The sequence below is a fragment of the Pseudarthrobacter phenanthrenivorans genome (assembly GCF_036455295.1).
GTDB classification, from domain to species: Bacteria; Actinomycetota; Actinomycetes; order Actinomycetales; family Micrococcaceae; genus Arthrobacter; species Arthrobacter phenanthrenivorans_C.
Genome location: NZ_JAYXNX010000004.1, coordinates 106,166 through 120,223, shown reverse-complemented (window position 1 = coordinate 120,223; position 14,058 = coordinate 106,166). Strand labels below are relative to the sequence as shown.

Sequence of the window (14,058 nt, the reverse complement as noted above, 5' to 3'; positions counted from 1 at the left end):
GGTCCAGGTCTGCGCGATCTTCAACCCGGATGGTCAATTTCCGGGGTGCGAGGGCTGTGGCTGGGTTCATTGCTTGCCTTTCGTGGCCGCGTGAGCGGCTGCATTTTGCTGGTTCACTTCCCGCCGACGCCGGTCAGGCCCGCGATAAGAGTGCGGCGGGCAAAGATGTATACGAGGAAGATTGGAATGATTGTCAGGACGATGGCGGCCATGAGTCCGGGTACGTTCAGGCTGAAGTTCTGTTTGAACAGGTTCAGGCCGATGGTCGCTGCCATGACGTCTTGCGAACGCGTGAGGACGAGGGGCAGGAGGAACCCGTTCCAGGCATTGAGTGCAGTGAAGACGATGATGGTGGCGATCCCGCCGCGGGAGAGCGGAACCACGAGCTGCCAAAATGTCCTCCATGAAGACGCGCCGTCGAGAGCCATTGCTTCGTAGAGTTCGTTGCTGATTTCCCTCATGCTGCCCGTGAGGATGAGGGTGCTGACGGGGATTGCGAACGCCGCGGTCGGAAGGATCACGCCGAGGAGCGAGTTGTATAGGCCCACCTGCGCGATCAGGTAGTAGACCGGAAGGACGACGACCTGCGCGGGGATCGCCAGGCCGATCAGCATGAGCCGGAACACCTGCCGGACAAGGGGGTTTGTGCAGCGCACAATAGTGAATGCAAGCGGAGGGACAAGGAGAAATATGATCGCGACTGTCCCCACCGTGATGAGACCCGAATTCACGAGGTACTTTCCAAACCCGATTTCGAAGGCGTAAGCGAAGTTGTCCAGCGTGAAGGTTGTAGGAAGCCCGATCGGACCCGCCTGGGAGTATGCGGCCTTGGTTTCGAACGCGGCGCGAAGCATTAGATAGACGGGCAGTGAGATGATCAAGAGCCAGATGGCGGCGAAGAATCCGCCTACGACGTTGGGTTGGGGCTTCATCAGATTCCTTCCTGGGTCCCGCTCATTTTGTCGAAGCCCGTAACTTTCGTCATGACTATCGAAATGAGGGCGCATAGGACAACGAGGGTCATGGCGATGACGCTTCCATATCCGAGGTCGAAGGAGCTGAATCCTTGTTCGTACATGTAGTAGGGCAGAATTGCAGTTCCCTGGCTGGGTCCGCCTCCGGTGAGGATGAGGATGAGGTCGAAGGTAGTAAAGGTGCCGACCACGATCAGGATGACATCGGTGACGATCGTGTTCCTGAGCAGTGGGAGTGTGATGGCGAAAAATTGACGGACTCTTCCTGCACCATCAATTTGAGCGGCCTGGTAGAGGGTCGGGGGGATCGCCCTTGCGGCCCCCTGATAGATGAGCGTGTGCAAGGGGGTTGCCCCCCATAGGTAGATGACTGCGATTACGGCTAGTGCGCTCCATTGGTGACCGAGGAGGTTTCCGTCCCCGAAAAGCCAAGGCATTGCGGCGGGCAGTCCGAAGTTCGGGTCGATCAGCGACGACCAGAGAACGGAAACCGCGGCTGTTGACATCAACAGCGGGATGAAGAAGATCGAGAGGACGACCGCGCGTCCGCGTTGGGGGCCTGCTGCCCACACGCCGATGAGGAGTGACAAGGGAGTTTGCGTGGCTACCGCAATCACCACTAGTGCCAGGGTAATTCCTAGGCTGCTGGCGGCCTGGGGATCTTGAAAAAGACGTACCCAGTTATCCAGGCCCACCCATTTTGGTGAGCTAAGCCTGATCCCGTTGTAGTACGTGAACGACAAATAGATTGCGAACGCGAGCGGAACCAGGGCAAAAACGGTGAAGAAAAGCACCGCCGGGGCAGCCCAGACCAGTCCTGGACGCCCGGCTTGACCGAGGCTGGCGCGTTTTCTGCCGCTCCGGAGGGAACCTGACGGCGGTGACGCCGTGGCCCGTTCGATGGTTGTCGTCTCTGTCATCGTAAAAAATCCCTCCGGAGCGTGCAGTGCTAGATTTTTCTGGCGTGGATCAGTCGTGCTTGAGCGACTGCATCAGGCTGATGAATTGGTCCTGATTCATCGTCTTGCCGAAGTACGCGGCAATTCCATTGTTCAGTGTTTCCTTCGACTCAGCGGCGATGGCCTGGTCCCATGAAAGCTGGAACGAGGGGGCATCATGCATGATGCCGAGCTGGAAGTTCAGGAAGTCTTTGCCGCTGGCAGTCAGTGTCGGCACCTGCTTCAGAAGGTCACCCGCATTCGTGGTGGGGGGAAGGTTTCCGATGGACAGCTGATCCTTGACAAATTCGTCGCTGTAAAGCGTGGCAAGGAATTTGGCGACAGTGTCCGGGTAGCGGGTGTCGGCTGCCACGTTGTAGTAGTTGCTCAGGTTTCCAGCGAGTTCTCCGGCCTGGCCGTTACCGTTCATCGACGGGAACGGAATCCAGCCGAGATCCTTTTCAGCGAAGGCGGGGTCGTCTCCGGCGATCGTCGAGTAGTTCCAGTTGCCCATCAATTCGAAGGCAGCCTTGCCCGTCGAGAGTAGCTTCGGGGAGCCGTCACTGCCATATTTCACCGACTCGTAGGTGGTTCCGAAGGCTCCGCCATCGATGAGCTTGGTGAGGCTGGAGAGGGCGTCCTTGGACTGCTGGCTTTCCCACACCGTCTTGTCGCCGGCAAGCCCCTTGGCCACTTGGTCATTGCCTGCGAGGCGCGAGTACAGGTATTCGAACCACATCAGGTCCGGCCACTTGTCGGCGCCTCCGAGAGCAATCGGCGTCACGCCAGCAGCCTTGAGAGTGGCAACCTGCGACATGAGGTCATCGAAGCTCTTAGGAGGCTGCAGCCCGGCCTTCTGCAGGACGGCCTTGTTGTAGTAAAGGACGACAGGGCCAACGCCGCGCATGGGGATGCCGTAAGTTTTTCCATCAACTACTTCCTCGCCAAACACCGATGGGAGGAAGGAGCTCTTCAGCTTGGGGTCTTTCGCGATGGCGTCATTGAGGTCCATCAGCGCGCCGGCTTTGATGTAGGGCTGGATGTTTGCCGCGCCCCAGCTCATAAAGATGTCCGGCGAATCTTTGGTACCGATTTGGGACCGGACCTGGTTGATGTAGTCGTTGCCAGCGGCAGGTCCATTGTCAACGACAACCTTCACGGACGAGGTCTGGTTGAAGCGGTCGGCCGCTGCCTTCTCGACCCTGGCTGCGGCATCCCCGAAGACTTTCACGTGGATTTCGTCTGCCGGACGGTCATTATTGGGTGCGCCTGCCGTGGCCCCGCCTCCGCCGGAGCACCCGGCGAGGAGGGTCATGGCCGTCAGGAATGCGGCACTGACGGCCACCATCCTGCCCTTGCGTGGTGCGTTCATCATCGAACCTTTCCGCCCGGTGAGCCGAGCGCAGAAGAGGGGAGTTTGCTAATTACGTGTCTGAGATGCAGCGGAGGGAAGGTGGTTTCGGCCTACTTGAAGAACCCACTTCCAGCGCTTTTCCTGGAATGCGGAGAGTTGCACTGTACAAGCCCTCCTTACCGGTGCGTCGTCTTTATTCGCCTGACAAGGCGCTCCGTTCAACGGAGCCCTCCAAACGGATACCGCAATTATTCGTTTCGGCGCTCAAGTAGAGCAAGACTTTAGAAAAGTTTTCGTTGAATATCCATTTTCGTATCTCCGATCATCCCGTTGAAACGGCTGAAAACCGCCAACATGCGGGGGTTTCGGACACGAAACCTTTCCTAGTTCTCGATACGCCTTTCTGCTAATCTCGGCACTAGATGTTGGGGTGGTTGGTGCGCACAGCTCAGGGTGAAGGGAGACCTATGGGTAGGAAAACCCTGCAGGCCACGCCGGCGGGAAGTAACACAACGCTCGCCGATGTCGCCGAGCACGTCGGGGTTTCAGTGGGAACCGTGTCGAAGGTGATAAATCAACGCGCGGGCGTTTCCGCACCTGTGAGGGAACGCGTCCGGGAGGCCATCGCGAGCCTTGGCTACGTGAGCTTCGGAGAGCGAAACCAGATCGGCCTTTCGTCGGCGGAGGCGACTATCGAGGTCGTCGCAGACCCTGAGGACATGACGAACCCTTATCTGAGCGCCTTCCTAGGAGGAGCGCTAAGGGCTGCGACCCGCTTGAACGCAGCCCTTCTGCTGCGGGATCCAGCGACCTTGGGTGCTGGCTCGGAGAAGTCCTGGGCGGAATCACTATCACTTTCTGGCCGGCTAGGTGTCATTGAGGTCACCAGCCAGTATTCGATCAAGCGGGAACGGGCACTCCAGGCTGCCGGGATTCCGATGGTTCTGGTTGACCCGATAGATGTTCCCCGGACATCTGTCCCGAGCGTCGGAGCATCCAATTGGGCAGGGGCCTACGCAGCGACAAAGCATCTGTTGGAACTGGGCCATACACGCATCGCTTACATAGGTGGACCCGTGGGGGCAGCATGCGATGTCGTTCGAGCCCATGGCTGGGCGGCCGCCATGGCAGAGGCCGGCCTGACAGTAGACCTGGAGGGGATTCCGCGGCGTGGGTACACCTACGAGCACGGACTGCAGGCGGCCATTACCTTGCTGTCAGCAGTACCCCGTCCTACGGCAATTTTCGCTGGCAGCGATATATCCGCCATGGGTGTCATTGAGGCCGCGCGCCGGCAGCGGATCCTCGTTCCCAGCGAACTGAGCGTGGTCGGATTCGACGACACCTACCTTGCAGGGGCTGCCACGCCGCCTCTGACAACAGTCCATCAACCCATTGCCGAGATCGGGGCTGCAGCCGTTTCGACGATCGTGAGGCTCTCGCGGAAGGAAGAGCTGCCATCAGCCCGGGTTGAACTTGCGACGGAGCTGGTCGTCAGGGCATCAACGGCCCCTCCAGCGGAGCGCACCTAGCGTAATACCGGTTTTGGGCTTTGCCGCCATTGGCCCCGAAATGCCTTCAGCCGCCATACAGGCAGGGCACCGGCGGTGGTGCAGCATGGGCGCCGTGTTTCGCTCTCAACCAGTCGGAAACTATTGACGGGTACTGCTACGGCAGCGGTAATCACAGCCAGGTATATGTCGACGTCAGCGCGTACTGCCGGGAACGGCCGCGGCCGCGCCGTTCCCGGCAGGACTGCCTACATCGCGGGAGCAATGGGGCAGTCCTGCCGGGGCCGAAGAGCTTGTTGGACTCGTTCTGTCAGGCAGAAGACCTACGGATAATTGTCATGTCCCTACTTTTAGCGAAGTGAATCAGTAGACGGTGGCCGCCGTGTCAAAAGCCCGCGTGTGATCGACGAAACGTGGGGCGTCACCACGGAGGCTTACCTGGACTGGCTGTCCAGCGTCGCCTGCGTGGTCCGCAACGGTGAAAGTGACCGCACCCGGCTCGACCCGCCGGCGGTAGTCCAACCCCACGAAACTGGTCAGGTCTGCGTGGACGTCGAACCTGACAGTTCTGCTTGTCCCTGCGGGGATCAGGACGCGGGTAAATCCGATGAGGCGCCTGAGCGGCCGGGTCACCGTGGCCGCGTTGTGAGTCAAGTACAGCTGCGGAACATGGAAGGCATCCCGGTCACCGGTGTTTGAGAGGGTGGCTGTAATCTCGACGCGGCCGTCCAGGTCGATTTCTGCCGCGTTCACGCTAACTTCTTCGATGACTACCGTCGAATAAGAACGTCCGAAGCCGAAGTGATACGCCGGCGTCGGATCAATGTTGCTCACACCGTCACTCTTCAAAGCCAGGGGAGGCGCTAAGTAGGTGCTTGGGTGGGTTGACGCGGTACCGGGAATCTGGACCGGGAGCCGCCCGGAAGGTTCGGCTTCGCCGGTAAGTACCGAGACGATGGCAGCAGCGCCTTCCTCTCCGGGAAAGAAGACCTGTACGGCCGCTGCAGCCCTCCGGGCGAAGTCCCCAATGGCGTAGGGCCGTCCCGAAACGCAGACTAGGACCACGTTATCCGAGGCTTCCAGTACTGCATCGAGGAATTCTTCCTGAACACCCGGAAGGTGCAGATCCAAGGCGTCGCAGCCCTCGCCGGAAGTCCCGTGGCCGAACATGCCCGAACGATCTCCGACCATGACGACGGTCAAATCCGACTCCCGGGCGAGGCGGGCGGCTGCGGCAATTCCCGCCGTCTCCGTCCCCGCGATGTCAACGCCGCGCGCCGTCCTAAGTGCAGAGGCAGGAAAAGCGCGCTGGACAGCTTCTACGAGGGTCGGGGCACTGATGCCATTAGGGGTACCCGGGTGGTTTGTAACGACATGGTTGGGGAATGAATAGCAGCCGAAAAAGCAACCACTGTCGTCGACGCCCGGGCCCACGAGCGCGATGGTTTGGGGGGGCGAAGCAATGGGAAGAATTCCCCGCGGGTTCTCGAGCAGGACGATGCTTTCCTGAGCAAGTTGCCGTGCCACGGAGCGGTTGCCTGGAGAGTCAAGGTCGATGGTTTCCCTGCTGTGCTGTGTTGCGTCCCAGTCAGCGTCCAAAAGCCCAAGTTCGGCCTTCTGGGTCAGAACACGAAGCGCGGCCCGGTCGATGGCGGCCAGCACGTCGGGTTCCTGCCCGAGAAACTCCGGCAGGTAGGCGAGCGTCTGTGGAAGTTCGACGTCAATCCCGGCGGTAAGAGCAAGGCGTCCCGCCTCTGCCGTTGTTGCTGCAGTACGGTGCATCGTCTCCAAGAAGGGGATGGACCAGTAGTCCGAAACAACCGTCCCTTCGAATCCCCATGCCTCCCGCAAGACCTCATGGAACAGGTAGGCATCGGATGCGGCAGGAACTCCGTCTGTGTCTGTGTATGAGTTCATTACTGACCTCACACCCGCAGCCACGGCCTTTTCGAAAGGCGGAAGAATAACGTCGTGAAGTTCGCGCCGCCCCATCGCCACGGGTGCATGGTTTCGAGCGCCTCTGGAGGCTGCATAGCCTGCGAAGTGTTTCAGCGTGGCAACGATACCGGCGGATTGAAGTCCCACGACGTAGGCCGTGCCGATTTGCCCTACAAGGTAGGGGTCTTCGCCGAGAGTCTCTTCAACCCTGCCCCAACGGTAGTCCCGGACAACATCCAACACCGGCGAGAGGCCTTGGTGGACGCCGACCGCAGCCATGTCGCGACCAATTGCCGCGGCCATGCGTTGGACGATGCCAGGATCAAAGGTAGCCGCCCAGGCAAGGGACGTCGGATATACGGTCGCGGTCCACGTAGTGAATCCAGTGAGGCATTCCTCATGCGCAATAGCAGGAATGTTGAAGCGATTGGCTGCTTGTACTTTCTGCTGAAGCTCAGCCAGACGCGCGGCGCCGTCGAGCGGGCTAATGGGCGCTGTCCCGAATGCACGCGTGATGTGGCCGAGGCCATCTTTAATTTCGTCTTCGAAGGCCCTGGCCCTCAAAACGGTCTCCTGCATTGGGGCCACGTCTCCGCCCGCGTCATCACCGCCGGGCCACGAACTTCCAAGCTGCGCGACTTTCTCAGCTGTCGTCATTTGAGCCAAAAGCGCTTGGGCACGCTGGGCAGGTGGCCGGTCTTTTGATTGCCACGGGGTCATTTCCGGGGCCCTCTCTGTGATGGTGGTCATTGATACTTATTCCTCTCTAGGCTGGGCGGCGGGGCACAAGAAGCCCGGATGGCCAGTTCTGTGGCCAACTCCATCCGCTTTGCGGGGATGATCTCGCCTCGTGAAAGTCTTAGGATCGCGGAGACGGCTGTGGCTCCGATTTCGGCGATGGGCTGGCGGACTGTGGTGAGCGGTGGTGTCGACGTCTGTGCCAGCATCGTGTCGTCAAAGCCCACCACGCTAAGTTGTTCAGGAACCTGGATCCCCAGACGCCGTGCAGCTTCAAGGATTCCCATGGCTGAAATGTCGCTGCCAGCAAAGACGGCGGTGGGGCGGTCAGGAGCCTTCAGGAGCTGAGTGCCGGCCTGCAGGCCGTGTTCGAACGAGTAGCTGTGATGGGGAATCGTGGCGAGGTCGGCGGAGAGGCCTGCCTCACTCATCGCTGCGGCCCATCCATGGGCGCGGACGATGTCGCAGGCGGCTCCGTGAGGTCCACCCACGTAGCGAATCAGTTGATGGCCTAGCCCTATGAGATGCTTGGTCGCTGCATAAGCTCCGGCCCAGTTCGTGGCGCCGACGCTTGGAACGGAAGTCCGCGGCACATCTATGGGATCAATGAGAACCATGGGAAGACCGACGCTTTTGAGTGCACGCTCCCGGCGCGGCGAATACCCGCTGGTGACCTCGATGACGCCAAGGCGTCCCGCCCGGGCAACTGCCTGAGCCCATTCAAGGGGCGTCTGTTCCTGAATGGAGGCGACGTCGCGGAGGAAAATGGCTGCATTGAGTCGCGAAGCGGCGCGCAATGCTCCGCCAATAAGCGTGCTGAGGTAGGGATTCGAGACGTCGTCGGGCTGAACGACAACTTCGATTGTGGCCTCTGCCAAGACCTTCACAGCACTTTGACGTTCCCCTAGGCTGACGTAACCGAGGCGCGATATGGAGTCGGATACTGTGCGGCGGGTCTCCTCGGAGACCCCGGTACGCCCATTGACCACCTTTGACACTGTCGCTATAGACACGCCCGCATCCTTCGCCACGGCGGTAAGCGTTGCCCGGCGTCCGCTGCCGGCCGAAACGGGTTCCCTTTCAAAACGTTGCATGCCTTCAGCTCCCGCTACTGGGCGAAGGCTGGGACTGCAGCGGTGAACAGGGCATCGTCGCTCTTTCTTGTGGATTCGGTCTGAAGCAGTGAGGTTGGCCTCGCAATCACGCTAACTGAGTGGAAAAAGACGTACAACAAGTTGGAAAACTTTTCGCGAAATAGAACGTTGGATCTGGACGTGCCGTGGGGTTCAATCCTCTTGCTGCGCGTAACTAACGATGCGAAAACTTTTCCTTTTCTCGCAAACTCCTTGTGATTTTATGTGCGGCTACGCGACGATAGGGCCAGTGCATGAATATACGACCGTGAAAAAACTGCGCATCCGCGCCCGCCCAGGGCGCGGATCAAGAAAAAGCTTGCCGTGGGACGCTAGGACCGTGGCCGCGTCAGATCGACATCCTTGACCGAGCAGGCGGGGGGCGGATCCTTCGTCCCTGGCTGTGCACCCGGTTTGCTCGCTTCAAGAGGACTGGTTGCAGCCTTGGAACTCGGGACCGCTCATGGCGCGCTTGCTATGACAAAACCCGGCGGCGCTTCCTACACCCTGGCCCCATGAGGTGCAGGAACTCGCGGCAGGCGCGTCCAACCACTGTCCGATGAACGGGCAGGTGGAGCAGTCCCGTCATGATGCACCCTGCCGAGAACTTGAAACAGGTCTTAAGAATAGGAAATACAACGACCATGAACACGTTAGAAGTAGTCAAGACGACACACGACACTTTTGTCACCGCAGATCCTTCCGGACACGTTCACGCGCATGTCCGTGTCCAGGCGCAGGAGATTATCGATGAAATCCTCAGGGGAACCGCTCCAGCGGAGGCTACTGCTCGAATGCAACTGCGCAGCACAGTTGCACATAATCCTGGTCGGCCTGAACGAGCGCTCCTCCTCCACCTCATGACGTTTTCCCGACCATAAGCGCGCCCGAAATGAGACGCGCTCGCGCCTTCTTCTAATCCGTCTCCGCGAACCAACGCTGGGGCTTGCGCACGCCTGAACCTATGAACAGCTCAGCGGGCTTAAATTGAACGGAAAACAACTTTAGGAAAACATGCCTCCATGCAGCCCCGGCGAGAATGTGCCCCACTTATCTTCCCCATGGGAATCAGTTGATGACTGGTCCCCTCTCAAGGGCCAAAACGTTGAGATCCACTCAGGTGGAGGGACGGCAGATCGAGGGCAGGTGGATGACGTCCTGGATGACGGATCCCTGCTCTGGCTGAGGGCCGATGGCGCGTCGGGGCGGCGCATCATCGAAAACCAGCCAGGAACCTTTGTCCGGATTAGCAACACATAGAAGGCAGGACCGGGCCAGATGCCAATTCGTTTGGGCATCCGCTGCCGAACCCCTCAAATATCATCGTCATCCCTCGCACGGTCCCGTGGATAGGTGGCTTCGCACTTGCCGGATGTACGAAAGCTCAAGGTTAGCCGACGGTCTCGCTGGTAGTTTTTTACCGCGAATAGCACTATCCGAGGCAGAGCCGGACAGCAGAACGCTACGGAAACGTATTTTGGTTGCGAGAATGTCAAAGACCACTACATTAACTAAGCCCACCCAGCCGTCCCTTTGGGTGGATCCGACGTATTGGTTGAGCAGTCTATAGAATGCGGCCGTGCCGGGTACCTCGGTAGTGCTCCCCTTGCTCGCGGCCGAGTGGCCAACCAGCCGGGGAGACCATATGATGCGCTGGAGTGATCCTGGGCTTTAGTAGGCAGCCTGACGAACCCAATTTTCGACACCGCTGATGTGGACAGTGACCAAAGCGCGCACAAGTTCAGCGTCACCGCGCTCCATGGCGTCAACGATGGACTTGTGCTCATTCAGGGTATGGGAGACGGCCTTTTCCTGGGTCAGTCCGCGCCATATCCTCGCGCGGACTGTCCGGCTGCTGAGCGCTTCAAGAAGACTGATGAGATACGCGTTACCGGAAGCCTGGGTGATCAGACCGTGAAACTCCAGGTCGTGGTTGACGAGAGTCTCTATTGGCGTGTTTTCGTCTATCCCCTCCATGGCGGCACGCAGGGCGGCGATGCCTTCCAATGACATTTTTGCCGTGGCGGCAAAGGCCGCAGCCGGTTCCAAAATTCTGCGTACTTCGAAAAGTTCCAGAACGGACCTGTCTTGGTGCAGCTCGACAACGAAGCCCAAGGCTTCGTTCAGAAGTTTCGCGTCAAGACTCGTGACGTAGGTTCCATCCCCCCTTCGTACATCCAGGACCCGAATCAACTCAAGTGCTTTGACTGCTTCCCTCAAAGAGTTTCGGGACAGGCCCAGACGCTCGCTGAGCTCCTTCTCAGGTGCAAGTCGGTCCCCTGGGCGGAGTTCCCCGCTGAGAAGCATCTCCTTGATTTTGCTTATCGCCTCATCTGTTACCGCCACTCATCCATGCTACGTCATAAACATCCGATGTATGGAGGAGGTAATGTTTCCACTGCGTCCAGAAGACTTCTTTGCGGCTAGGAGGATCTTGGGCGAACCCTGAGTCCTTGCATTCCTCCGTCAACGGCCAGCGCGGCTCCGGATGTAGACCCTGCAGACGGACCGGCAAGGTAGGACACGGCTGCTGCAACTTCCGCGGCTTGCACTAAGCGGCCGTGAGGCTGTCGGGCGTTTAGTGCGGCGCGTTCGGCAGCAGGATCGGCGGCCGACTGGAGCAGGCGGTCCACCCAAGGTGTGTCTACCGTGCCAGGGTTGACACAGTTCACCCGGATGCCCTCTGCTATGTGGTCCGCGGCCATTGCAAGCATGAGGGACTGGACGGCCCCTTTCGTTGCGGAGTAAAGCGCGCGCTGAGGTAGGCCTGCTGTGGCGGCGATTGAACAAATGTTGACGATTGCTGGAGCCGTCGAGCGTCGCAGGTGCGGAAGTGAGGCCCGACTTACCCGCACGACCCCCAGCACGTTGATGTCTATGACCCGATGCCATTCATCATCTGAATTCGTGCTGACATCGCCCTGGGCACCGATGCCGGCGTTGTTGACGACAATGTCCAGCTGGCCGAACCTCCGGACGACATCGTCAATGGCCGCCTGCACTGAGACGTCGTTGGAGACATCGCAGACAATGCCAAGATGCTCGGAACTGCCCGGGTTGAGATCCAGGACCACAACGTGGGCGCCCTCTGCGGAAAGTTTGTCTGCGATGGCCGCGCCAATCCCGGAGGCGCCGCCGGTCACAAGCGCCACAAGGCCGTCGAGTTCTTGGGTCATGGCGAAACCCTTTCGTTTTCTGACAATTCCGATCCTTTGGGGACGGGCCGCGCTGCTCTGAAATACTCCTGCCGCTGCCGGCCAAGAGCACCAATTTCGACTTCGGCAACGTCTCCGGGCTGCAGGTAGGGGAACCGTCCGGACAAGGCCACACCTTCCGGCGTGCCTGTCAGGATGACGTCTCCAGGTTCCAGCAGCATGTATTGGCTGACGTGATGAACAACTGTCGGAGGATCGAAGATCATGTCACTCGTCGTCGAGTCCTGCCGTACATCTCCGTTGATCCAGCTCCGCAGACGCAAGTCAGCGGCGTCGATCTGATCCGCGGGAACCAGCCACGGTCCCAATGGTGTGGATGCCGGCAGGGATTTGCCCTTCGTCCACTGTCCTGCAGCACCCGGTAGCTGGTACTCGCGTTCTGACAAATCGTTTGCGGCCAAGTAGCCGGCGATGCAGTCCGCCGCCTCCCTGGTCCCGGAAAGATAGGAGGCGGTCCGGCCAAGAACAATGCCGAACTCCGCCTCCCAATCGTAGTGTGTGGAATCCGGCGGGATTGGGGCAGCGTCGAACGGTCCTGTGACCGTGTTCGACGGTTTGAGGAAGACCACTGGGATGGTGGGTGGCGCTGAGCCTGACTCCGCGGCATGGGCGATGTAGTTCATGCCAATGCAGATCACGGAACCAGGCCGGGCAACGGGGGCGCCGACTCGAAGCCCGTGGATGGAAACTTCCGGCAGGGCGCCGGAACGGAGTGCTGCACGCGTGCGAGCCACCCCTTCCTCGGCCAGAAATGAGCCATCGATATCCTGCGTGAGTGGCCGAAGGTCAAACCAACGTTCTTCGGATTCCGGTCCAATGTTGCCTACGACGGGTCGTTCGCAGGAAACGTCGCCGACCCTTGCAAATCTGAGATCCATTTTCAATCCTTCGCTTGCTAATCATCCGATTTATGAGTGGCCAATTGTCCTCAATTGTACGAAAGTTGCGCTGCGTTGCAAGCTATACATCCTATGTTTGCCGTTGAAGTACTACCTTCTTTCAGGGCCTGGTCTGACTTTTCCCCTTCGGGTGCTCCCACCCAAGGGGCACGACGAGCGTAATTTCCGCGGAGACATCCTCGATGTCAGGTTTCGAACCTCTCCTCATCTCGATGGATCCGACGTAATGAGCCCCCATCCGGGTCGCACAGCTACGTACGTAGTTTCCCGGACTGACGCCGGTGACAAGTATGAGGGACATGGCCTCGATTGAACCGTCGGGCGCCACTGAAGTTCAGGCTTCAGCTAGGTCAAAGTCAAAGTGGGCGTGGACCTGGAGGATCTGGCCGCATGATCGAGTTCGTTGACCACTTTCAAGAAGTCTTTGCAACACCCGTAGACGGGCATAGTGGCTTCTACTGGCCACCATCCGCAGCCGGTGCAGAAAGCGAAATGCTGCCCAACGCGCTGACCGCCTTCGTCTACCCGGGCGGACAGGTCTGGAGCGCTGACGCCGACCCAGTAGCACTGGCCGAGCTCAAGTATCCAGCGAAATGAGACGTGTAACCTGCAGCCATGTGGACCGACAAATTGGACGACATTGCTTACCTGACGTACACTCCAACCTGGTGTCGGGCAGGAGCGCCGACTCCGTCCGAACAGGGTCGATGCATTTGTCAGTACCAGAGCCTTTAACTCAACCCTGACAATAGCCGGGCAGATGAATCGGCATCCCCTGCTTCGCGGAGGTGCCAAGATAACAACATGGAGTCGCGTCTCTTCGACCTCAATTCCACCTGGCACCTCCCCGCGCCCGCAGCAGATGTGTGGGCCATAATCGCGGACATCGACATGAGCTGGCCGCAGTGGTGGCCCGGTTGCAGTTTCGCGGCGCCTCTGGAGCGTTGGCCAGCCGGGGGTACGTCCCAAGCAGACATCCTTAAGGCAACCACCGCGCACCTCAGCTTCAAAGCATTTTTGGGCTACACGCTCACCATCAGCATCCACCCCACAAAGGTGGCTGCATCACGAGATATAGAGTTCGACGCCGGCGGTCACCTGAAAGGCAAAGGCCAGGTAACGCTCATACCCGAAGATCGAGGGCAGGCAACCCGCATGGACATCGAGTGGCGCGTACGACCTACTCAGCGCTGGATGAACCTACTGACACCTGTAGCAGCGCCGGCCTTCACAGCCGCCCATGCTCTGTTGATGCGCCAGGGCGAGAAAGGGCTGATCAAGGCCCTGACGGCGGTACCCAAAAATAGCCCTGTGGACCCGTCTACGTCTCCCTAGTCAGGGAATTGCAACAGTCCTAC

At 59.4% G+C, this 14,058-nt stretch carries 11 protein-coding genes; 3 read left to right on the top strand and 8 right to left on the bottom strand.

The annotated features are described in order from the left end of the window. Positions 1 to 113: 113 nt before the first annotated feature. Genes VXJ37_RS06640 through VXJ37_RS06630 form a run of 3 tightly spaced genes read right to left on the bottom strand, consistent with a single transcriptional unit; the run spans position 114 to position 3,287 of the window. A complete protein-coding gene (locus VXJ37_RS06640) occupies positions 114 to 932 on the bottom strand; it encodes a carbohydrate ABC transporter permease (RefSeq protein ID WP_331322261.1) in 819 nt (272 codons plus the stop codon). Further along, positions 932 to 1,894: a carbohydrate ABC transporter permease gene (locus VXJ37_RS06635; RefSeq protein ID WP_331322260.1), complete on the bottom strand. Its 963-nt coding sequence runs from the start codon at positions 1,892 to 1,894 to the stop codon at positions 932 to 934. Before VXJ37_RS06635 ends, VXJ37_RS06640 begins: the two co-directional genes overlap by 1 nt. Before the next feature lie 49 nt (positions 1,895 to 1,943). Next, the gene (locus VXJ37_RS06630; protein WP_331322259.1) at positions 1,944 to 3,287 is read right to left on the bottom strand and encodes an ABC transporter substrate-binding protein; all 1,344 of its coding nucleotides are present in this window, start codon (positions 3,285 to 3,287) and stop codon (positions 1,944 to 1,946) included. 446 nt (positions 3,288 to 3,733) lie between these two features. Between VXJ37_RS06630 and VXJ37_RS06625 the strand changes: the two genes are divergently transcribed. Then, the gene (locus VXJ37_RS06625) at positions 3,734 to 4,798 is read left to right on the top strand and encodes a LacI family DNA-binding transcriptional regulator (RefSeq protein ID WP_331322258.1); all 1,065 of its coding nucleotides are present in this window, start codon (positions 3,734 to 3,736) and stop codon (positions 4,796 to 4,798) included. Between the two features lie 342 nt (positions 4,799 to 5,140). Here the strand turns inward: VXJ37_RS06625 and VXJ37_RS06620 are convergent, their stop codons facing one another. From VXJ37_RS06620 to VXJ37_RS06600, 5 genes are all read right to left on the bottom strand, one after another. Continuing rightward, entirely contained in the window at positions 5,141 to 7,435 is a 2,295-nt protein-coding gene (locus VXJ37_RS06620) for a beta-glucosidase family protein (RefSeq protein WP_331322486.1), read from the bottom strand. A gap of 26 nt (positions 7,436 to 7,461) precedes the next feature. Beyond that, positions 7,462 to 8,547 carry a LacI family DNA-binding transcriptional regulator gene (locus VXJ37_RS06615; RefSeq protein WP_331322257.1) on the bottom strand — a complete coding sequence of 362 codons (1,086 nt, stop codon included), beginning with the start codon at positions 8,545 to 8,547 and terminating at the stop codon, positions 7,462 to 7,464. 1,710 nt (positions 8,548 to 10,257) lie between these two features. After that, entirely contained in the window at positions 10,258 to 10,932 is a 675-nt protein-coding gene (locus tag VXJ37_RS06610; RefSeq protein WP_331322256.1) for a FadR/GntR family transcriptional regulator, read from the bottom strand. 77 nt (positions 10,933 to 11,009) lie between these two features. Further along, positions 11,010 to 11,762 carry an SDR family NAD(P)-dependent oxidoreductase gene (locus VXJ37_RS06605; protein ID WP_331322255.1) on the bottom strand — a complete coding sequence of 251 codons (753 nt, stop codon included), beginning with the start codon at positions 11,760 to 11,762 and terminating at the stop codon, positions 11,010 to 11,012. After that, positions 11,759 to 12,679 (bottom strand): fumarylacetoacetate hydrolase family protein, encoded by a 921-nt coding sequence (locus VXJ37_RS06600; protein WP_331322254.1) that lies wholly within the window; start codon positions 12,677 to 12,679, stop codon positions 11,759 to 11,761. Before VXJ37_RS06600 ends, VXJ37_RS06605 begins: the two co-directional genes overlap by 4 nt. 411 nt (positions 12,680 to 13,090) lie before the next feature. On the opposite strand from VXJ37_RS06600, the gene VXJ37_RS06595 reads away from it, so the two are divergent. Continuing rightward, on the top strand, positions 13,091 to 13,297 hold the full coding sequence (locus VXJ37_RS06595) for a hypothetical protein (RefSeq protein ID WP_331322253.1): 207 nt from the start codon (positions 13,091 to 13,093) through the stop codon (positions 13,295 to 13,297). 207 nt (positions 13,298 to 13,504) lie between these two features. Beyond that, complete coding sequence (locus tag VXJ37_RS06590) at positions 13,505 to 14,035, top strand: SRPBCC family protein (RefSeq protein ID WP_331322252.1); 531 nt, start codon at positions 13,505 to 13,507, stop codon at positions 14,033 to 14,035. The last annotated feature ends 23 nt before the right edge of the window (positions 14,036 to 14,058 follow it).